Here is a 20,501-nt window from a genome sequence, read left to right as displayed (position 1 = left end):
CGGTGTCCCGGCCCTGTCGCTCCTGCCCCGGGGGGTGCCCGGGCTCAGCGGTCCTGCGGCGCCCGCACCGGGTCGTGGCCGAGCGCCGCTGCCGTGTCGAGCCGCGTGCGCTGCCTGCCCTCGGCCTCGAAGTTGCCGGCCTCGAGCCAGCGCTCGAGCTCGGCCCGGATCGCCGGCCACTCCTCGACGGTGATCGAGTACCAGTCGGTGTCGCGGTTGCGGCCGCGGTAGACGACGGCGTTGCGGAACGTGCCCTCGTAGGAGAAGCCGAGCCGGCCGGCGGCGCGACGCGAGGGCCCGTTGGCCGAGTCGCACTTCCACTCGTACCGGCGGTACCCGAGGTCGTCGAAGGCGTGCCTCATCATGAGGTACATGGCCTCGGTGGCGGCGGTGGTGCGCTGCAGCGCGTCGGACAGGACGATGCCGCCGACCTCGACCGAGCCGTTCGGCGGGTCGATCCGCAGGTAGCTCGCGATGCCCAGGGCGGTCCCGTCCGGGTCGAGCACCGCGAGCGGGACCGAGGTCGGCGAGGCGTCCAGCGAGGACACCCACGCCGCCATGGCCGACGCGTCCTCGAGGGGCCCCTGGGGGTAGTACGCCCAGGTCGAGGGGTGGCTCTCCACGTCCAGGGCCCGGTGCAGGCCCTCGGCGTGCGCGGCAGCCGGCTCGAGGCGGCAGGTGCGGCCGACGAGCGTCACGGGCGCCACCGGCGGCCGTGGGACCCAGCCGGGCACAGGCCGCCCGACGGGCTGGCCGAACTCGTTGGTGTGGCGTGGGCCGGTGCCAGGGTCGCGCGTGGTCGCCGCGGCACGCCCGTCGGGACCAGGGTCGGCGGGATCGGGGCGGGTCGGCACGGGCGGGAGGCTATCGCCCGGCCGGGACCTCGTGCGGGACGACCGCCCTGGCCCGGCGCTCCCGCGCCCGCGCCGAGGTGCCGATGCCGCCGACGACCGCGACCAGTGCCCCGACCACCGCCACGGCTACGAAGCCGCTGGACCACCCGCGGTGGTCGATCGCGAACCCCGCCACCGGAGCGCCGACGGCCATGCCGGCGGTCATGAACGAGCCGTGCCACCCCATCGCCTCGCCCCGCGCGGCCGACGGCACGACGCGGCTGACCTGGTCGACGGTGGCGGTGATCGTCGGCGCGCAGAAGAGGCCGGCGACGAAGCCGAGCACCCCCAGCGACACCGGGCCCCCGCCGAAGGCCATGGGGGCGGTGACGAGCGCGAGGGCGCCCAGCAGCCAGAAGGCGGACACCGACCGGTGCAGCCCGCCGTAGACGAGGCCGCCGAGCAGGGAGCCGAAGCCCCACAGCGCCAGCACCCAGCCGATCGAGGACTGGGCGTCGAAGTCGCGCAGGGCGGCGACGATCCCGATGTCGGTGCCGCCGAGGACGAACGTCGTGGCAGCCGCGCCGACGCACACGACGACGAAGGCGGGCCGGAACCACTGCCCCCGGGTCACGGGGGTGGCCACCTCCCCATCGGTGTCGTCCTCGTCGGGCGCCTCGCGCAGCACGGGGTCGGCGAACCAGAGCAGGACGCCCGCGGCCACGCCGAGCATCTCGATGGCGAACAGGACCCAGTCGGTGGACCACGTGGTGGCGGCCCAGACCCCGGCCGCGGGGCCGATCATGAAGGACAGCTCCACGGCGACGGAGTCGAGCGAGATCGCCGTGCGCCGGTCGTCCTGGGGCACGGCGGCGATGATGGCCTGGCGGATGATCGCGAACGACGGGATCACGAACAGGCCGGCCAGCGCCGCGAGCGCCATGAGGGGCCAGTAGCCGACGAACGGCGCGACCGACCAGCACAGCGCGGCGACGACGATCGACGGGACGACCACGCGCCGCAGCCCGTGCCGGTCGAGCAGGCGCCCCCGCCACGGACCGCTGATCGCGATCGCCACGGTGGCCGCCGCCGACACCAGCCCCGCGGCGCCGTAGGACCGGTGCAGGTGGCCCACGACGTGCAGCGTGATGACGACGCCCCCGGCGAAGATCGGCATCCGCACCAGGAACCCGAGGACCAGCGCCCGGCGCAGGGCGGGGACGACGAGGACGCGGCGGTAGCGGGTGAGCACCACCCCACTGTCGCAGCGGCCACCGACGCTGGTCGACCCGATATCGGCGCGCCGGAACGGACGTCGGCGGCCCCGACCGGTATCGCCCGGTTCGTGCGGATGCGCCCCGGCCCCCGCGGGGAGAGGGTGGGAGGGCTGCTCGCGCCCACGACCGGACGAGAGACGCACCCACGACCACGAAGGAGCAGCGATGACGGACCAGCAGACCAGCCGGGAGTCCATCCCGACCGCCCCCAGCGAGGAGGCCGGGCTCGGCTCGACCACCGACACCGGCGCCCCGGCGCCCAGCGACCGCAACAGCCTGACGATCGGACCCGACGGCCCGATCGTGCTGCACGACGTGCACTTCCTCAACCAGATGGCCCACTTCAACCGCGAGCGCATCCCCGAGCGCAACGTGCACGCCAAGGGGTCAGGCGCCTTCGGGACGTTCGAGTGCACCGAGGACGTCTCGGCACACACCAAGGCGGCGCTGTTCCAGAAGGGCAGCACCGTCGAGATGCTGGCCCGGTTCTCCACCGTCGCGGGTGAGCAGGGCTCGCCCGACACCTGGCGCGACCCGCGCGGCTTCGCGCTGAAGTTCTACACGCCCGAGGGCAACTACGACCTGGTCGGCAACAACACCCCGGTCTTCTTCATCCGCGACACGATGAAGTTCCCGCACTTCATCCGCAGCCAGAAGCGCCGCGGCGGGTCGGGCCTGCGCGACAACCACATGCAGTGGGACTTCTGGAGCCTCAACCCCGAGTCGGCCCACGAGGTCACCTACCTCATGGGCGACCGCGGCATCCCGCGCTCGTTCCGGCACATGAACGGCTACGGCTCCCACACCTACATGTGGGTCAACGCGGCCGGCGAGAAGTCGTGGGTCAAGTACCACTTCCGCAGCGACCAGGGCGTGCAGGGCCTGACCGGCGACGAGGCCGCGGTGATCGCCGGGCAGGACGCCGACTTCCACCGCCGCGACCTCTACGAGGCGATCGAGCGCGGCGAGTACCCGAGCTGGACGCTGTCGGTCCAGGTGATGCCCTACGAGGACGCCAGGACCTACCACCTCAACCCGTTCGACCTCACCAAGGTCTGGCCGCACTCGGACTACCCGCTCATCAAGGTCGGCACGATGACCCTCGACCGCAACCCCGAGAACTTCTTCGCCGAGGTCGAGCAGGCGGCCTTCGAGCCGTCGGCGCTGGTGCCGGGCATCGGCTTCTCGCCGGACAAGATGCTGCTGGGGCGGGCGTTCGCGTATGCCGACACGCACCGGTACCGCATCGGCCCGAACTACCACCAGCTCCCGGTGAACCGGCCCAAGGCGGTGGCCGAGCTCAACACCTACGTCCAGGACGGGCCGATGGCCTACGACCACCACGGCGACCAGCCGGTCTACGCGCCCAACAGCGAGGGCCGCGGCTACGCCGACCAGGTCGGTGAGGCGGAGGAGAGCTGGGAGTCGGACGGGGCGATGGTGCGCCAGGCGTACACCCTGCGCGAGGACGACGACGACTTCGGCCAGGCCGGCACACTGGTGCGCGAGGTGTGGGACGACGCCCAGCGCGAGCAGTTCGTCAAGACGGTCGCCGGGCACCTCCTCGGCGGGGTGCGCAGCCCCGTGCTCGAGCGGGCCTTCGAGTACTGGAAGAACGTCGACGCCGACACCGGCAAGCAGATCGAGGAGGCCGTGCGCGCGGGCGCCGGGGGCACCAACCCCGGCGGGGAGGCGGACGACGCCAAGGACCTGCACGAGCCCGTGGTCGAGACCCGCACGCAGGCGGGCATCTAGCCGCATCCGGTGTGCCGCGTGCCCCGACGTGTGCCGCGTGCCACGGCGCCAGGGCACGCGGCATACGCTCGGCCCCGTGACGATCTACCACCTCGCCGAGCCGGAGCACTGGGAGCGGGCCCGGGAGACGGGCAGCTACACGCAGTCGACCCGGGGCCGGACCCTCGAGGACGAGGGGTTCATCCACTGCTCCTCGGCGGCGCAGTGGCCGCTGGTGCGGCGGTCGTTCTACGCCGACGTCGCGACCCCGCTGCTGCTGCTCGAGGTCGACGAGTCGCTGCTGCCGGAGCCGCCAGTGGTGGAGGTCGGCAACCCGCAGACCGGTGAGACGTTCCCGCACCTGTATCGGCCGTTGCCGGTGTCGGCCGTCGTCGGCGTCACCGAGCTGCTGCCGCCCCACGCCGCGCGGGACTAACGCCCCGGCAGGGCGTCAGCGGATCGAGAACGCGAGCCCGTCGATCCGGGCGCGGACCTCGCCGTCGGTGGCCAGGCACTCCCCCACGGCCGTCGCCACCGCCTGAACCCGCTCGGCCGTCAGGCCCGGGGTGAGCTCGAGGGTGACGCGCAGGACGCCCTGACCGGCTTCCCCCGCCGACAGCTCGTGGCCCAGGACGTCGGGCTGCTCCCGGACAGCCGCCGCGACCGCGCGTGCGACGACGTCGTCCGCGTGCGCGGGCACCCAGTCGCGCTGCTGCGCCAGCGCCCACACCATCGACGGGCGCAGCGCCACGGTGGTGGGGCCGGCCACGTCGACGACCATGACGTCGCAGCGCTCGGACACGGCAGCCTGGGCCGCCCGGGCCGCCGTGACCGGGACAGGGCGCGCGGCGGGGTCCCACGACGCGAGGGAGGCCATCGACGTGAACACCGGCAGGGCACGGGTGCCGTCCGGTGCCACGAGCGTGACTGCGGCCATGTCGGTCTGCTTCTCGACGGCCAGGGCGCCGGTCTCGTCGACCTCGGCGGGCTCGGCCACCACCGGCACGAGCAGCCGAGCCGAAGCGACGGCGGACACCAGGGCGGTCTCGTCGCCCGTGTCACGGAGGGCCTGCTCCAGGGCCGCGTCTGCGGCACCGGTGTCGCCGTCGAAGCCCGTGCCGGTCAGCTCGCGGCCGCCGAACGGGATGCCGGCGGAGTCGGCGTGGCCCCCTGTCGGGTCGGCGTGTTCGGTGTGCCCGCCTGTCGGGTCGGCGTGTTCGGTGTGCCCGCCTGTCGGGTCGGCGTGGCCGCCTGCGGAATCCGCCGGACCGCCGGTCGGGTTCGCCGGGCCGGTCACGGGCGGCCCGCCACGTCGAGGGCGTCGGGCAGGGTGAACGCGCCCCGGTAGAGGGCGGACCCGACGATCGCGCCCTCGATGCCGAGCGGCACGAGCTCGCGGATCGCGGCGATGTCCTCGAGCGTGGAGACGCCACCGGAGGCGACGACCGGGCGCTCGGTGCGGGCACAGACCTCGCGGAGCAGCTCGAGGTTCGGACCCTTGAGCATCCCGTCCTTGTTGACGTCGGTGACGACGTAGCGCGCGCAGCCCTCGGCGTCGAGCCGGGCCAGCGTCTCCCACAGGTCGCCGCCGTCCTTGGTCCAGCCCCGCGCCGCGAGCGTCGTGCCCCGGACGTCGAGACCCACCGCGACCCGGTCACCGTGCTCGGCGATCGCGGCAGCCGTCCACTCCGGGTCCTCCAGTGCCGCGGTGCCGAGGTTGACCCGCCGGCAGCCGCTCGCGAGGGCCGCCTCGAGCGACGCGGCGTCGCGGATGCCGCCGCTCATCTCCACCTTGATGTCGAGCCGGCCGACGATGTCGGCGAGCAGCTCGCGGTTCGATCCCCGGCCGAACGCGGCGTCGAGGTCGACGAGGTGCAGCCACTCGGCTCCCTGCTCCTGCCACGCCAGCGCTGCCTCCCACGGATCGCCGAACTCGCCACCGCTGCCGGCCACGCCCTGCACGAGCTGGACGGCGCGGCCGCCCTGCACGTCGACGGCGGGCAGCAGCTCGAGACGGGGGGTCTGGGTCATGGGGAAGCTCTCTCCTCGGGGTACGGCGTCGGGGTCGGGACGGGTGGGTCGTCAGGGTCGGTGCGGGCGTCCGGGGCAGGTGCAGGGGTCGTGGTCGTGATGGGGCGTCACAACGAGCGCACCCAGTTCTCCAGCAGCGCCAGGCCGGCGTCACCGGACTTCTCGGGGTGGAACTGGGTCGCGGACAGGGGCCCGTTCTCGACCGCGGCGACGAAGCGACCGCCGTGCTCGGCCCACGTCACCGTCGGCGTCATCACGGACATGGGCCCGTGCGGGTCGGGAAGCACCCAGTCCTGCACGGCGTAGGAGTGCACGAAGTAGAACCGCTCACCCTCGACGCCGGCGAACAGCCGCGACCCGGCGCCTGGCTCGACCGTCGACCAGCCCATGTGCGGCACGACGTCGGCCTTGAGCCGCTCGACCCGCCCGGGCCACTCGCCCATGCCGTCCGCGACCGAGCCGCCCGGCTCGTCGGACCCCTCGAAGAGGACCTGCATGCCCACGCACACCCCGAGGACCGGGCGGCCGCCGGCGAGCCGGCTCTCGATGACCCGGGGACCGTCGGCAGCGCGCAGCCCCGCCATGCACGCGTGGAAGTTGCCCACGCCGGGCACGAGCAGGCCGTCGGCCTCCTGCGCGAGCGCACGGTCGCCCGTCAGCTCCACCTGCGCGCCGACGTGCTCGAGCGCGCGGACGGCGGAGCGGACGTTGCCGCTCCCGTAGTCGAACACGACCACCCGTGTCATCAGCGGTCCTCCAGTTCCCTGTGGTGGCGGGCGATCTCGGCCATCCGGCGGTCGAAGCGCGCCACGGCCTGGGCCGTGGGTGCGACGACCTGCCCGCGCAGGCCGACCTGCGGCCCGATGAGGTCGGCACCCGGCAGGCCCAGCACCGTCAACAGGTCGGTGATGAGCCGCTGGGCGTCCCCCGAGCCGTCGCGCACGACGTCGGCTACCTGACGGGCTGCGGCCGGGTGACCGGCTGCTGCCGCGAGCTCCCGCGGCCCCGCCTGCAGGAGCTCGCGGGTCCGCACCGGGCCCCGGCCGGGCTCCCAGAGGAGCCAGCGCGGGGAGTCGCGCAGCCCCCGCGAGCGGACGACGACCGCAGCGCGGTGGTCGGCGACCACGAAGCCCAGGGCTGGACGCAGCCGCCTCGGCAGCGGACGCCCCACGAGGACGGAGGTGGCACCGTCGTACGGCGCCTGGGCCCTGGATGCGGGCTCGACCGGGAGGACGGCGGTCCACGACGCGAGCGGGACGAGCTGGCAGGCCACGAGGCCCCCGCGCACCCACTTCGTCACGGCGGGCGGCTCGGCCCGCACCAGGAGCAGCCCGCGCATCTCCCGCGCCGGCTGCCACCGCTCGTTCACGTGGAGAGGCTGCCCTTCGCGCTGGGGACGCCGACCACCCGCGGGTCGCGGGCCACGGCGGCCCGCAGCGCCCGAGCCACGGCCTTGAACTGCGCCTCGACGATGTGGTGGGGGTCGCGACCGGCGAGCACCCGCACGTGCAGGGCGATCCCGGCCCGTCCGGCGAAGGACTCCCAGACGTGACGGGTCATCGAGCCGGTGAAGTGGCCGCCGATGAGGGCGTACTGCTGTCCCTCGGGCTCACCGGTGTGGACCACGTAGGGGCGACCGGCCACGTCGACGACCGCCTGGCACAGCGCCTCGTCGAGCGGCACGGTGGCGTCGCCGAAGCGCGCGATCCCGCTCTTGTCGCCGAGCGCCTGGCGCAGCGCGTCGCCCAGGACGATCGCGACGTCCTCCACGGTGTGGTGCACGTCGACGTCGACGTCACCGGTGGCCTTGACCCGCAGGTCGAGGAGGGCGTGCTTGGCCAGCGAGGCCAGCATGTGGTCGTAGAAGCGGACGCCGGTGTCGACGTCCGCCTGCCCCGTGCCGTCGAGGTTCAGCTCGAGCTCGACGCTGGACTCCGAGGTCGTCCTGCTCAGTGTCGCCGTGCGGTCCCCTGCGGTCACCGCGTGCTCCCGTCGTCCGTCCCGAAACCGTCCTGACCGACGACCTGCGCCATGGCGGCGAGGAACGCGTCGGTCTCGGCCGGGGTCCCGGCCGTGACACGAAGATAGTGCGGGATGCCCACGTCCCGGACCAGCACACCCCGGTCGAGCAGCGCCTGCCAGGTCGCCCGGGAGTCGGCGAGGCCGCCGAACAGCACGAAGTTCGCGTCACTCGGCACCGGCTCGAGCCCCAACGCGGCCAGCCCCTGGACCATCCGGTCGCGCTCGTGCTTGATGGCCTCGACGGTCGCCAGCATGGTGTCGGCGTGGTGCAGGGCGGCCAGCGCGACCGCCTGGGTCGGCGAGGACAGGTGGTACGGCAGCCGTACGAGGCGCAGCGCGTCGACGAACGCCGGGTCGGCGGCGAGGTAGCCGAGCCGGCCACCGGCGAACGCGAAGGCCTTGCTCATGGTGCGCGTGACGACGAGCCGCGGCCGGCCGTCGAGCAGCCCGAGGGCGCTTGGCGTCCCCTGCCGGGCGAACTCGGCATACGCCTCGTCGACGACGACCACCGCACGCTGCGCGGCGTCGTACACGCGCTCGACCACGTCGAGCCCGAGGGCCGTGCCGGTCGGGTTGTTGGGCGAGCAGAGGAAGACGAGGTGCGGGTCGTGCGCGCGCACCTGCTCGACCGCCGACTCGGGGGTGAGGTCGAACGCCTGGCTGCTCCCCTGCCCGCGCAGGCCGTCGACCCACGTCGTGCCGACGGACCGGCTGATGATCGGGTGCATGGAGTACGCAGGGGTGAAGCCGAGCGCCGTGCGCCCCGGGCCGCCGAACGCCAGGACGACGTGCTGGAGCACCTCGTTCGAGCCGTTGCCGGCCCACACCTGCGCCGGGTCCACGGCGGTGCCGGTCGTGCGCGTGAGGTATGCCGCGAGCTCGGTCCGCAGCGCCGTGAACTCGCGATCCGGGTACCGGTTGAGGTCCGGCGCCACCGCGGCGACCGCGGAGGTGATCTCGGTGACCACCTCCGGCGGCACCGGGTAGGAGCTCTCGTTGGTGTTGAGCCGGACCGGGACCTCGAGCTGCGGCGCGCCGTAGGGCGTGCTGCCGCGCAGGTCCTCGCGCAGCAGCTCCTGCAGCCCGGTCACGAGCGCTCGCCGAACCGGGCCGAGACCGCCTCGCCGTGCGCGGGCAGGTCCTCGGCCTGGGCCAGCACCACGACCCGGTCCGCCACCTCGCGCAGGGCCTCCTCGTCGTAGGAGATCACCTGGACCGAGCGGAGGAACGAGGTCACCGACAGGCCGCTGCTGTGGCAGGCGCAGCCCCCCGTCGGCAGCACGTGGTTGGACCCCGCGAGGTAGTCGCCGAGGCTCACCGGCGAGAAGGGACCCACGAAGACGGCGCCCGCGTTGCGGATCATGCGGCTGGCCGCCTCGGCGTCGGCGACCTGGAGCTCGAGGTGCTCGGCGCCGTAGGCGTTGACGACCGCGAGGCCGGCGTCGAGGTCGTCGACGAGGACGACGCCCGACTGCTGGCCGGACAGCGCCTCCGTGACGCGGCCTGAGTGCTTGGTTTCAGCCGCGCGGCGCTCGACCTCGGCCGTGACGGCCTCGGCGAGCTCGGCGCTCGGGGTCACGAGGACGGACGCCGCCTGCGGGTCGTGCTCGGCCTGCGACACGAGGTCGGACGCGACGTGCACGGGGTCGGCGGTGTCGTCGGCGAGGACGGCGATCTCGGTGGGACCGGCCTCGGAGTCGATGCCGATGACGCCCTTGAGGTACCGCTTGGCCGCCGCGACGTAGATGTTGCCCGGTCCGGTGACGAGGCTGACCGGCTCGCAGGAGTCCTCGCCGTCGGTGAAGCCGAACGCGAAGGCGGCCACCGCCTGGGCGCCGCCCACGGCATACACCTCGTCGACACCGAGCAGCGCGCACGCGGCGAGCACGGTCGGGTGCGGGTAGCCCTCGAAGACGCCGGTGTTCTCCCGCTGCGGCGGGCTGGCCACCGCCAGCGAGCCGACACCGGCGACCTGCGCCGGGACGACGTTCATGACGACGCTGGACGGGTACACCGCACGGCCACCCGGCACGTACAGGCCGACCCGGTCGACCGGCAGCCAGCGGTTCTCGACGCGGCCGCCGGCGACGACGTCGACCGTCGTCCCGGTCGGGCGCTGGCGCTCGTGCACCTTGCGGGTGCGGCGGACCGCCTCGTCCAGGGCCTCGCGGACCTGCGGGTCGAGCTGCTCGAGCGCAGCCGCCAGCACCTCCGCGGGGACGCGCAGGCGCGGCGGACGGACACCGTCGAACCGCTGGCCGAGGTCGTAGAGGGCCTCGGCACCGCGATGGCGCACGTCCTCGCACAGCGGCCGCACCGTCTCGACGGCGGCCGCCACGTCGAAGTCCGCCCGCGGCAGGAGGTCCCGCAGCTCGCGGGCTCCCAGCGCGCGTCCGCGCAGGTCGATCGTGGCCATCATGGTCACGATTCTACGGAGCCCGCCGACGGGCCCCTGCGGCGGTCTCAGCCCCCGGGAACCGTGCCGGTGCGCCGCTCGGACGCGGCGCTCGCTGCCGGCCCCTCCTCGGCGTCGCCCAGGACGATGCGGGCGGGGGGCGCGCTCGTGGGCGGCGTCGTCGTGTCGACCACCTCGTGCGCCGCCTCGTGGTCGTCCGGTCCGGCGAAGGTGTCGTGGATGCGGCCGGCGACCTCGTCGCGCGGCCAGCGCGCGGCGAGCAGCACCAGCGCGCCGAACGTCACCACGGCGCAGACCCCGACCGACGCGGCGGGTGAGGTCTTCTCCGACACCCACCCGGCGGCCAGGAAGCACAGACCCGTGACGCCGACCGACAGCGCACCCGCGAGGCCGAAGACGCGCCCACGCATCGCGGTGGGGACGAGCAGCGTGAACGCCGCCTGCAGCGGCAGCATGTAGCTCTGGAGGGCGCCGCACACGAACCACGCCACCCAGACCACGCCGAGGTGCGGCTCGAAGACCGTGACGAGCAGCGGCAGCGGCATCAGCAGGGCGAGCCGCATGATGAGGCTCGACTGGCGCTCCGCGGGCAACCGGCCGATGAGCAGCAGCCCGGCCACGGCCCCGACGATCGGCGCGGCCATGAGCAGTCCGCCCCAGGCCGAGGAGCCGGTGTGGCTGCTGGCGTAGGGCAGGGCGACCGCCTCGGGCGCGGCGATGCCGAGCCCGCTGACGAGCGAGAGGGCCAGCAGCCGGGTCAGGACGCGGTTGCCCCGGATCTGCCGCCAGCCGGCGACGAGGTCCCGGACGAACGAGGTGTCGTCCCGCGCCACCCCCGAGGTCCGGGGCCGGATGCTGGCCAGGACGGCGGCCCCGACGACGAAGGTCGCCAGGTCCAGCAGCAGTGCCTTGGTGTCGCCGAGCACGCCCACGACGGCGCCGCCGACGGCGAGGCCGATCGCCTGGTTGATCTGGGTGGCCAGGGTGTTGAGGCCGAAGGCGCGGGCGTACAGGCGGCGGTCGGGGAAGACGTCGGTCAGGAGCATCTGTCCCGCGGTCGCGGCCGGACCGCCGACGAACTCGAGCGCGAACACCAGCACGAGCACGAGGGCCACCGAGCGGGTCGTGGTGACCGTGAGGATGAGCAGGCCGACGATGACGGCCCGCAGGAGGTGGGCGCCGATCAGGGTCAGCCTCGGGGGGAAGCGGTCGCAGAACGGCCCGAGGAGCCCCCGCCCGAGGATGGTGGGGACGAGGGAGACGGCGAACGTGGCCGCCGTCGCCAGCGCCGAGCCGGTCCAGCCGAAGACGACGGCCGCGATCGTGATGCGCGCGATGTAGTCGCCCCAGGTGGACAGGGTGGAGGCGACGAAGATCGGCAGGAACGACGGAGCCCGGAGCACCTCGGCGTACGAGGGCACCACGACAGCGCCATCCCTGCCCCTGACCATGCGCTCGACCGTACCTCGCTACCGGGTCCCGTAAAAGTCGAGCTCGGTGACCGTCCGGGCGTGCCGCGCCACCCTGCGGTACGTCTGGGCGAGCTCGGCGCCGGACCCGGGTTCGAGGCCCAGGATCCGGCCCACACCGTCGGCGACCCGAAGGTCGGAGGGCACGCTGTCGACCGGCTTGCCGCGGTAGAGCACGGCCGCGTTGCGAAGCCGCGAGGCGAGCGTCCAGGCCTCGCGCAGCGCCGCCACGTGGTCCGCCGGGAGCAGGCCGGCCTCCTCCACCGCCGCGAGCGCGGGCAGCGTGCTGGTGGTGCGAAGGCCGGGCAGCTCGTGGGCGTGCTTCATCTGCAGCAGCTGGACGGTCCACTCGACGTCGCTGAGGCCGCCCCGGCCGAGCTTGAAGTGGGCCTTGGGGTCCGCGCCCCTCGGCAGCCGCTCGGCCTCCATCCGGGCCTTGAGGGTGCGGATCTCGCGGACCTGGGACTCGCTGAGCCCCTCGCTGGGCCAGCGCAGCGGGTCGACGAGCCGGACGAACGCCTCCCCCAGCTCGGTGTCGCCGGCGATCGGGTCGGCCCGCAGCAGTGCCTGGGACTCCCACGTCAGCGACCAGCGCTCGTAGTAGGCGCGGTAGCTGGCGAGGCTGCGCACGAGCGGGCCGTTCTTGCCCTCGGGCCGCAGGTCGGCGTCGAGCCCGAGCTGGGGGTCCGGGCCGGCCGAGCCGAGCAGCCGGCGCAGCTCCTGCACGACCTCGAGGGCCTGGTCCTGGGCCACGCCCTCGTCGGCGCCCGGGAGGGGTTCGTGGACGAAGAGCACGTCGGCGTCCGAGCCGTACGCCACCTCCCGGCCACCCAGGCGCCCCATGCCGACGACGAGGATCCGGGTCACGAGGTCGCCGTGCCGCTCCTCGACGACGCGCCGGGCCACGGCGAGGGCAGCCTCGACGAGCGCCGCCGTGAGGTCGGTCAGCGCCAGCCCCACCTCCTGCAGGTCGAGCTCGCCGCGCAGGTCCGCGGCCGCGACCCGGAACAGCTCCTGCCGCCGCAGGCCGCGCGCGGTGCGGACCGCCTTGTCCGGGTCGTCCTGGCGACCGGCCGCGGCGGTCATCCGGCGGACGAGGTCCTCGCGCGGCAGGGGCCGCAGCCCGCCCGCCTCGCCGAGCATCGCCACCGCCTCGGGCGCCCCCACGAGGAGGTCCGCGGCATACCGGCTGCGCGCGAGGATGTGCGCGAGCCGCTCGGCGGACGAGCCCTCGTCGCGCAGGAGGCGCAGGTACCAGTGGGTGGAGCCCAGCTCCTCGCTCACCTTCCGGAACGCGAGCAGCCCGCCGTCGGGGTCGGCCTCGTCGGCGAACCACCCGAGCATGACCGGCAGCAGGGTCCGCTGGATCGCGGCCCGGCGGCTCACGCCCGACGTCAGGGCCTCGAGGTGACGGATCGCCCCGGCCGGGTCGCGGAAGCCGAGCGCCGAGAGCCGGTCGCGCGCCGCCTCGGGACCCAGCCGTGCGTCGCTGCTGCTGAGCCGCGCCACGGCGGCGAGCAGCGGCCGGTAGAAGAGGCGCTCGTGGATGCGCCGGACCTCGCGCGCCTGCCGCTGCCACTGGTCCTCGACAGCCTTGGCGGCGTCGGACCGGTGGCCGAGGGCACGTCCCAGGCGGCGCAGGTCGGCCTCACCGGTGGGCATGAGGTGGGTCCGGCGCAGGCGGTAGAGCTGGATCCGGTGCTCGAGGGTGCGCAGCAGCCGGTAGCTGGAGTCGAGGACCGCCGCGTCGTCCCGGCCCACGTAGCCGCCGCGAGCCAGGGCGTCGAGCGCCTCGAGGGTGGTCCCGGAGCGCAGCGTCTCGTCCGTGCGGCCGTGGACGAGCTGGAGCAGCTGCACGCTGAACTCGACGTCCCGCAGCCCGCCCGGCCCGAGCTTGAGCTGGCGGTCGGCCTCGGCGGCGGGGACGTGCTGCTCCACCCGTCGTCGCATCGCCTGGACGTCCTCGATGAAGTTCTCGCGCGAGGCGGCCTGCCACACCATCGGCCGGACCGCGGCGAGGTAGGCCTCCCCCAGCTCGTGGTCGCCGGCGACGACGCGCGCCTTGAGCAGCGCCTGGAACTCCCACGTCTTGGCCCAGCGCTCGTAGTACGCGCGGTGCGACTCCACCGTCCGCACCAGCGGCCCGTTCTTGCCCTCCGGGCGCAGGGCCGCGTCCACCGGCCAGAGGGTGCCCTGGCCGGTGGACGTCGAGCAGGCCCGCATCAGCTGGGTCGCCAGCGCGGTGCCGGCGGCCATGGCCACGGCCTCCTCGACGCCCTCGCGCGGCTCGGCCACGAAGATCACGTCGACGTCGCTGACGTAGTTGAGCTCGCGGCCGCCCGTCTTGCCCATGCCGATGACGGCGAAGTCGCAGGCGTCGGCCTGCTCCCCCACCTGCTCGCGCGCGATGGCGAGGGCGCCCTCGAGGGCGGCCTGGGCCAGGTCGGCCAGCGCCGCCGCCGTGCGGGGCAGCTCCTCGACCGCGTCCGGCGCGGTGAGGTCCAGCGCGGCGATGCCCAGCAGGTGCCGCCGGTAGGCGACGCGAAGGGCGTCGTATGCCGTGTCCGCGCCGTGGTCGCGGACGGCGGCCACGACGTCCCGCACCCGGTCGGCGGCCTCGACCGGGGCCGCGTGCGCGACGCTGCGCCAGTGCTCGGGGTGGGCGACGAGGTGGTCGGCGAGCGCGGTCGAGGCGCCGAGCACGGCCAGCATCCGGTCCCGGGCGGGCCCCGGGTGGCGCATGGCCGCGAGCAGGCCGCGGACCTCGGCACCCGGACCGTCCTCCTCGTCGCGGCGGCGCGGCTCGCTGGCGCGCAGGGACTCCATGAGCCGCACGAGCGACAGCAGGGCGAGGTCGGGGTCGGCGACCGCGCCGAGGGCGTCGGGCAGGCCGTCGCGGAACACGTCGTCGAGCGGGTCGACGAGGCCGGCGAGCGCGGGGTCGGCGAGCAGCTGCCCGGCCCGCTGGGCGTCGGCGAACCCGAGCCTGGCCAGCGTGCCGGCCTGCGACGACGGCCGACCGGTGCTCACGCGCCCACCCTAAGTGAGCGCTCCCCCCGTCAGCGGGGTGCGTCCACTCACAGGCCGGGGAGGTAGCGCTCCAGCTCGAACCGGGTGATCTCGCCGCGGTAGTCGTCCCACTCCGCGCGCTTGTTCCGCAGGAAGAAGTCGAAGACGTGCTCCCCCAGCGTCTCGGCGACGAGGTCGCTGCGCTCCATGACGCGGATCGCCTCGTGCAGGGAGGTGGGCAGCGCCTCGATGCCCATCGCCTGCCGCTCCCCCGACGTCAGGCCCCACACGTCGTCCTCGGTCTCGGGCGGCAGCGGGTAGTCCTCCTCGATGCCCTTGAGGCCTGCGGCGAGCATGAGCGCGAACGCGAGGTAGGGGTTGCACGCGGCGTCGAGCGTGCGCACCTCGACCCGGCTGCTCTGCCCCTTGGTGGGCTTGTACATCGGCACCCGGACCATGGCCGAGCGGTTGTTGTGCCCCCACGTCAGGTGGGCCGGGGCCTCCCCGCCGCCCCAGAGCCGCTTGTAGGAGTTGACCCACTGGTTGGTCACCGCGGTGATCTCGGCACCGTGCCGCAGCAGGCCGGCGATGAACTGCCGCCCCACCTTGGACAGCTGGTACGGCGCGCCCGGCTCGTGGAAGGCGTTGCTGTCCCCGTCGAACAGGGACATGTGCGTGTGCATGCCCGACCCCGGGTGCTGGGCGAACGGCTTGGGCATGAAGGAGGCGAAGATGCCCTGCTCGAGCGCGACCTCCTTGATGACCGTGCGGAAGGTCATGATGTTGTCGGCGGTCGAGAGCGCGTCGGCGTAGCGCAGGTCGATCTCGTTCTGGCCCGGACCCCCCTCGTGGTGGCTGAACTCCACCGAGATGCCCATCGACTCGAGCATGGTGATGGCGGCGCGGCGGAAGTCGTGGCCGGTGCCGTGGGGAACGTGGTCGAAGTAGCCGGCCTGGTCGACGGGCTCGGGGACCTCGCCCGGCGCGAAGCCCTGCTTGAGCAGGTAGAACTCGATCTCCGGGTGCGTGTAGAAGGTGAAGCCGAGGTCTGCCGCCTTGCCCAGCGCCCGTTGCAGCACGTGCCGCGGGTCGGCGAAGCTCGGCGAGCCGTCGGGCAGGGTGATGTCGCAGAACATGCGGGCGGTGCCGGGGTTCTCGCCGCGCCACGGCAGCACCTGGAACGTGGAGGGGTCCGGCTTGGCGAGCATGTCGGCCTCGTACACGCGGGCGAAGCCCTCGATCGCGGAGCCGTCGAAGCCGATCCCCTCGGAGAACGCCCCCTCGAGCTCGGCCGGCGCGACCGCCACCGACTTCAGCGTGCCGAGCACGTCGGTGAACCAGAGCCGCACGAAGCGGATGTCGCGCTCCTCGATGGTGCGGAGGACGAACTCCTGCTGACGATCCATGTGACGAATCCTGCCCTAGTCGTGTTTCGCCGGGGTTACCTGCCGCGGGCCGCTCAGCCCTCGAGCACCGACCGTGCCGCGTTGTGCCCCGGTATGCCGCTCACGCCGCCCCCGCGGCGCGCGCCGGCGCCCGCGAGCCGCACCCGCTCGTGCCGGGTCTCGACACCCCACGTGCCGACCTCCTCGGGCCGCTCGGCCCAGGGCCACTGCAGCGACCGGTGGAAGATGTTGCCGCCGGGCAGGCCGAGGTCGGCCTCGAGCTCGACCGGGGTGCGCGCCTCGAGGCAGTAGCCGCCGTCGCCGTCGCGCAGCAGCACGTCCTGGACCGGCTCGGCGAGCACCGAGTTCAGCGACTCGAGGGTGCGCGCCAGGGCGAGGTCCTTGACCCGGTCGTGCTCCTCCTGCGTGCCGCGGAACAGCCGCGCGGGCAGGTGCAGCCCGAAGAGGGTGAGGGTCTGCGCGTCCGACTCCGCGAGCCCCGGCCCCAGGATCGACCGGTCCGACAGGCTGTGGCAGTAGATCTCGCACGGCGGGACCTGCGGCACGCGCCCGTCGGCGGCCGCGGCATACGCCTCCTGCAGCTGGGCGTAGCCCTCGTTGACGTGGAACGTCCCCGCGAAGGCGGCGCGCGGGTCCACGGCCTCGTCGCGCAGCCGGGGCAGGCGCGAGAGCAGCATGTTGACCTTGAGCTGGGCCCCCTCGGGCTGCGCCTCGGTCTCGACCGGGTCGGCGCCGGCCGCGGCGAGGAGCTGGTTCAGGACGGTCGGCGCGCAGGCTGCGTGGACGCTCGAGGCGCGGGCGGAGCCGCCGGGCCACTCGACCGTGCCGTCCGGGTCCACGGCGAGCACCCTGGTCCCGGTGCGGATCTCGGCGCCCGCAGCGGTGGCCGCGCGGGCCAGCCCCTCGGTGACCGCACCCATGCCGCCCACGGGGACGTCCCAGTCACCGGTACCGCCACCGATGAGGTGGTAGAAAAAGCAGACGTTCTGGCGCAGGTCGTCGCCGCGCAGGTCGGCGAAGGTCCCGATGAGGGCGTCGGTTGCGACGACCCCGCGCACGGTGTCGTCGCCGAAGCGCTCCTCGAGCACCTCGCCGAGCGGCCGCCGCACGAGGGCCTCCCAGAGCTCGTCGTCGCCCACGAGGGCGGCGAGGTCGGCCTCCGTGCGCAACGGCTCCAGGACCGTCGGGAAGACCCTCTCCGCCAGGGCCTGCACGCGTCCGTAGAAGTCCTGCCACGCGGCGTGCTCGCGCTGCCCGCCGGTGAGAGACGCGAACCCGGCGGCGGTCGCCGCGTCGTCGCCGTTGTCGACCAGCAGCCCGCGCGCCGGGTCGGCGGGGACGGGCGTGAAGGAGGAGAAGCGGCGCCGGATGAGCCGCAGGTCCAGGTCGAGGTCGCTCACGACCTGCCGGGGCAGGAGCGAGACGAGGTAGGAGTAGCGCGAGAGGCGGGCGTCGACCCCGGCGAAGGCCTGCGCCGAGACGGCCGCGCCGCCGACGTGGTCGGCCGCCTCGAGGACGAGGACGCGTCGCCCTGCCCGGGCGAGGTATGCCGCGGCCGTGAGCCCGTTGTGCCCGGCACCGATGACGACGTCGTCGTAGTCCACGGCCGGAAGCCTACGGGCGGGCGCGAGGGCGGCACGGGCGGCGCACCGGGACCCATGACCGATGTCATGGGTCGGTGCCCGTGCGCCATCCGCCGTGCGGGACGACGGCATCGCAGGTCACGAGTGCATAACGAAACGGTTGTCGGGTGATCACAAGCGGTGGCTGCGGGGCGTTCACTGTCCCCGTCCCGGTCAGCCGCACCTGATCGACGGGGCCGACCGAGTCACCAGGAGGAGTTCCAGCGACACAAGGACGGTCCACGTGACACAAGCAGTCCGCGCACGACGGCGGCGGGTCTACAGCCTGCTCGCCGCAAGCTCGCTGGTGGTGGGGGCGTTCCTCACCACCGGCCCGGCCAGCGCCGTCCCACCGACGGACACGGCCGCGGGGACGGGCAAGGGCGGGTCGGACAACCGGCCCCACCCGCTGCCCATCGCGCAGAAGAAGGCGGCCCAGAAGGAAGCCGCCCTCCAGCGACGCCTCGAGGGCGACAAGGCCATGCAGGGCAAGGTCGCCAAGGTCGGCAACGGCCAGTACGTCAAGCTCGAGAACGAGGGCACCGACAAGATCTTCGTCGTGCTCGCGGAGTTCGGGGACCAGCAGTATCCAGACCCCAGGTTCCAGGGGCCTCCGCCGGACGGGAGCGCCACCGACGTCACGGGCCCGCGGCGCAACGAGATCCCGGCCCCCGACCGCTCCGTCGACAACTCGACGCTGTGGCAGCCGGACTACGACCGGGCGCACTACCAGGACATGTACTTCAACCGGATGCGGAAGTACTACGAGGCCCAGTCCTCGGGGCGGTACTCCGTCGACGGTGCGGTCACCGAGTGGGTGAGGGTCCCCTTCAACGAGGCGCTGTACGGCCGGGACTACTGCGGTGACATCGTCTGCAACACGAGCAAGGCGCTGATCCGCGACGCCCTGGCCGTGTGGACGCGGAACCAGCTGGACAGCGGCATGACGATGGCGCAGGTGCAGGCGTACCTGCGCACGTTCGACCAGCAGGACCGGTACGACGTCGACGGCGACGGCAACTTCGCCGAGCCCGACGGCTTCATCGACCACTTCCAGATCGTCCACGCGGGTGGCGACCAGGCCGCCGGTGACCCGAACCAGGGGTCGGACGCGATCTGGAGCCACCGTTCCTACGCCAACCTGCAGGGTGGCGGCCCCGGCGGCCTGCCGGGCGTGAACATCGGCTCGAACACCGGGCTCGTGTCCAGCGCGCAGGTGCCGAACAACCCCACCGGCGTGTGGGTCGGCGACTACACGATCCAGCCGGAGAACGGCGGCCTCGGAGTCTTCGCCCACGAGTTCGGCCACGACCTCGGCCTGCCGGACCTCTACGACACGTCCGGCAACACCGGCGGCGCGGAGAACAACACGGCGTTCTGGACCCTGATGTCGTCCGGCGCGAACATCGGCGACGGCGGCCCCGACGGCATCGGCGACGCACCGACCGACATGGGCGTCTGGGAGAGGTTCCAGCTCGGGTGGCTCTCGCCGCAGGGTGACACCGGACCCTTCTACGAGGTGGCGAGGGCCGGCCAGAAGTCCACGCACAAGCTCGGGCCGAACACCCCCGCCACGAAGTCGCCGCAGGCCGTGTTCGTCGTCCTGCCGGACAAGAACGTCCCGCTCCAGCTGGGCGCACCGGCGGAGGGCTCGACCTTCTTCTGGTCGACGGCCGGCAACGACCTCAACACGTACATGACCGCCCTCGTCGCCGGTACCGCGGTGACGGCCAAGGTCCGGTACGCCATCGAGCAGGACTGGGACTACGCCTTCCTCGAGGCGTCGCCCGACGGCACCACGTGGACCAAGGTCCCGACGAACCGCTCCGACACCGGCCCGCACACCGGCCACAACCAGAGCGGCTTCAACGACTCCGGCACCGGCATCACGGGCTCCACGGCGGGCAGCTGGGTCGACCTGACGGCCACCCTGCCGGCAGGTACCACCCGGATGCGGTTCCACTACGAGACGGATGCGGCCGCGGTCGAGTCCGGCTTCCAGGTCGACGCCGTGGCGGTGGGCGGCACGACGATCGCCGACTCCGCGTGGACGCTGGACGGGTTCGTCTCGACCACCGGGTCGGAGGACCAGTTCTTCTTCAATGCCTACGTGCTGGAGAACCGGCAGTACGACGGGTACGACGCCTCGCTGAGGACGGCGTACAACTTCGGGTCCCTCAACACCCGTCCCGACTGGGTCGAGTCCTACCCCTACCAGGACGGCCTGCTCGTGTCGTACTGGGACGACTCGTTCAGCGACAACAACGTCGGTGACCACCCGGGCGGCGGGCTCGTCCTGCCGGTCGACGCCCACCCGCAGCTCAGCCACTGGCCGGACGGCACGCTGATGCGCAACCGGATCCTGTCCTACGACTCGACCTTCGGTGTCGAGCCGACCGACCCGGTCACGCTGCACAACAACGGTGTCGCCGGCAGCATCGCCTCCAAGCCGGCGGTGAGCGTCTTCGACGACACGAAGTCGTGGTGGAGCAACTGCGACGAGCACGCCTGCACCGGTGCCCACGCGGGCCGGTACGAGCCGGGCTGGTACGGCGTCGACGTGCCGAGGACGGGGACCACGGTCACCGTCAACGGCAAGGCCAGCGGCGGCCACCTCAACATCACGGTGGCGCCGAAGTAACCGAGTCCGACCAGCAGAGGGAGGGCCCCGCCGGCACGCAC

The 20,501-nt window shown here is 73.6% G+C and carries 16 protein-coding genes; 3 read left to right on the top strand and 13 right to left on the bottom strand.

Going from position 1 to position 20,501, the window contains the following annotated elements; translation table 11 throughout:
- Nucleotides 1-44 precede the first annotated feature (44 nt).
- Both ACFUC1_RS07525 and ACFUC1_RS07520 read right to left on the bottom strand, forming a co-directional pair.
- On the bottom strand, nucleotides 45-854 hold the full coding sequence (locus ACFUC1_RS07525; RefSeq protein ID WP_379118236.1) for a GNAT family N-acetyltransferase: 810 nt from the start codon (nucleotides 852-854) through the stop codon (nucleotides 45-47).
- A 10-nt stretch (nucleotides 855-864) separates the two neighbouring features.
- Nucleotides 865-2,085, bottom strand: a complete 1,221-nt coding sequence (locus ACFUC1_RS07520) for an MFS transporter (protein WP_379118234.1) — start codon at nucleotides 2,083-2,085, stop codon at nucleotides 865-867.
- 190 nt (nucleotides 2,086-2,275) lie between these two features.
- On the opposite strand from ACFUC1_RS07520, the gene ACFUC1_RS07515 reads away from it, so the two are divergent.
- On the top strand, nucleotides 2,276-3,865 hold the full coding sequence (locus ACFUC1_RS07515; protein WP_379118233.1) for a catalase: 1,590 nt from the start codon (nucleotides 2,276-2,278) through the stop codon (nucleotides 3,863-3,865).
- 76 nt (nucleotides 3,866-3,941) lie between these two features.
- Nucleotides 3,942-4,280, top strand: coding sequence for a DUF952 domain-containing protein (locus ACFUC1_RS07510; protein ID WP_379118230.1), 339 nt, complete (start codon nucleotides 3,942-3,944; stop codon nucleotides 4,278-4,280).
- A 15-nt stretch (nucleotides 4,281-4,295) separates the two neighbouring features.
- On the opposite strand, the gene ACFUC1_RS07505 is transcribed toward ACFUC1_RS07510, so the two are convergent.
- The 11 genes from ACFUC1_RS07505 to ACFUC1_RS07455 all read right to left on the bottom strand — a co-directional run bounded on the left by ACFUC1_RS07505 (nucleotide 4,296) and on the right by ACFUC1_RS07455 (nucleotide 17,801).
- Nucleotides 4,296-5,141 (bottom strand): SseB family protein, encoded by an 846-nt coding sequence (locus ACFUC1_RS07505; protein ID WP_379118228.1) that lies wholly within the window; start codon nucleotides 5,139-5,141, stop codon nucleotides 4,296-4,298.
- Complete coding sequence (priA, locus tag ACFUC1_RS07500) at nucleotides 5,138-5,875, bottom strand: bifunctional 1-(5-phosphoribosyl)-5-((5-phosphoribosylamino)methylideneamino)imidazole-4-carboxamide isomerase/phosphoribosylanthranilate isomerase PriA (protein ID WP_379118226.1); 738 nt, start codon at nucleotides 5,873-5,875, stop codon at nucleotides 5,138-5,140. The genes ACFUC1_RS07505 and priA overlap by 4 nt, the downstream gene beginning before the upstream one ends.
- 107 nt (nucleotides 5,876-5,982) lie before the next feature.
- Nucleotides 5,983-6,621, bottom strand: coding sequence for an imidazole glycerol phosphate synthase subunit HisH (gene hisH / locus ACFUC1_RS07495; protein ID WP_379118224.1), 639 nt, complete (start codon nucleotides 6,619-6,621; stop codon nucleotides 5,983-5,985).
- On the bottom strand, nucleotides 6,621-7,244 hold the full coding sequence (locus ACFUC1_RS07490) for a hypothetical protein (RefSeq protein ID WP_379118222.1): 624 nt from the start codon (nucleotides 7,242-7,244) through the stop codon (nucleotides 6,621-6,623). Before ACFUC1_RS07490 ends, hisH begins: the two co-directional genes overlap by 1 nt.
- Nucleotides 7,241-7,855 (bottom strand): imidazoleglycerol-phosphate dehydratase HisB, encoded by a 615-nt coding sequence (hisB, locus tag ACFUC1_RS07485; protein WP_379118220.1) that lies wholly within the window; start codon nucleotides 7,853-7,855, stop codon nucleotides 7,241-7,243. The genes ACFUC1_RS07490 and hisB overlap by 4 nt, the downstream gene beginning before the upstream one ends.
- On the bottom strand, nucleotides 7,852-8,988 hold the full coding sequence (locus ACFUC1_RS07480; protein WP_379118218.1) for a histidinol-phosphate transaminase: 1,137 nt from the start codon (nucleotides 8,986-8,988) through the stop codon (nucleotides 7,852-7,854). Before ACFUC1_RS07480 ends, hisB begins: the two co-directional genes overlap by 4 nt.
- On the bottom strand, nucleotides 8,985-10,316 hold the full coding sequence (hisD, locus tag ACFUC1_RS07475; protein WP_379118216.1) for a histidinol dehydrogenase: 1,332 nt from the start codon (nucleotides 10,314-10,316) through the stop codon (nucleotides 8,985-8,987). Before hisD ends, ACFUC1_RS07480 begins: the two co-directional genes overlap by 4 nt.
- Nucleotides 10,317-10,360: 44 nt before the next feature.
- Nucleotides 10,361-11,764, bottom strand: coding sequence for an MFS transporter (locus ACFUC1_RS07470; protein WP_379118214.1), 1,404 nt, complete (start codon nucleotides 11,762-11,764; stop codon nucleotides 10,361-10,363).
- Between the two features lie 18 nt (nucleotides 11,765-11,782).
- The gene (locus ACFUC1_RS07465) at nucleotides 11,783-14,812 is read right to left on the bottom strand and encodes a bifunctional [glutamine synthetase] adenylyltransferase/[glutamine synthetase]-adenylyl-L-tyrosine phosphorylase (RefSeq protein WP_379118212.1); all 3,030 of its coding nucleotides are present in this window, start codon (nucleotides 14,810-14,812) and stop codon (nucleotides 11,783-11,785) included.
- Nucleotides 14,813-14,859: 47 nt separating this feature from the next.
- Nucleotides 14,860-16,197 carry a type I glutamate--ammonia ligase gene (gene glnA / locus ACFUC1_RS07460; protein WP_379118210.1) on the bottom strand — a complete coding sequence of 446 codons (1,338 nt, stop codon included), beginning with the start codon at nucleotides 16,195-16,197 and terminating at the stop codon, nucleotides 14,860-14,862.
- Nucleotides 16,198-16,250: 53 nt separating this feature from the next.
- A complete protein-coding gene (locus ACFUC1_RS07455) occupies nucleotides 16,251-17,801 on the bottom strand; it encodes a phytoene desaturase family protein (protein ID WP_379118208.1) in 1,551 nt (516 codons plus the stop codon).
- 262 nt (nucleotides 17,802-18,063) lie between these two features.
- Between ACFUC1_RS07455 and ACFUC1_RS07450 the strand changes: the two genes are divergently transcribed.
- Nucleotides 18,064-20,460 carry an immune inhibitor A domain-containing protein gene (locus ACFUC1_RS07450; protein WP_379118206.1) on the top strand — a complete coding sequence of 799 codons (2,397 nt, stop codon included), beginning with the start codon at nucleotides 18,064-18,066 and terminating at the stop codon, nucleotides 20,458-20,460.
- The last annotated feature ends 41 nt before the right edge of the window (nucleotides 20,461-20,501 follow it).

The organism is Pedococcus sp. NPDC057267 (genome assembly GCF_042668795.1).
GTDB lineage: Bacteria > Actinomycetota > Actinomycetes > Actinomycetales > Dermatophilaceae > Pedococcus.
Note: the sequence above shows the minus strand (reverse complement) of the source record. Positions and strands in the feature narration are given on the sequence as shown.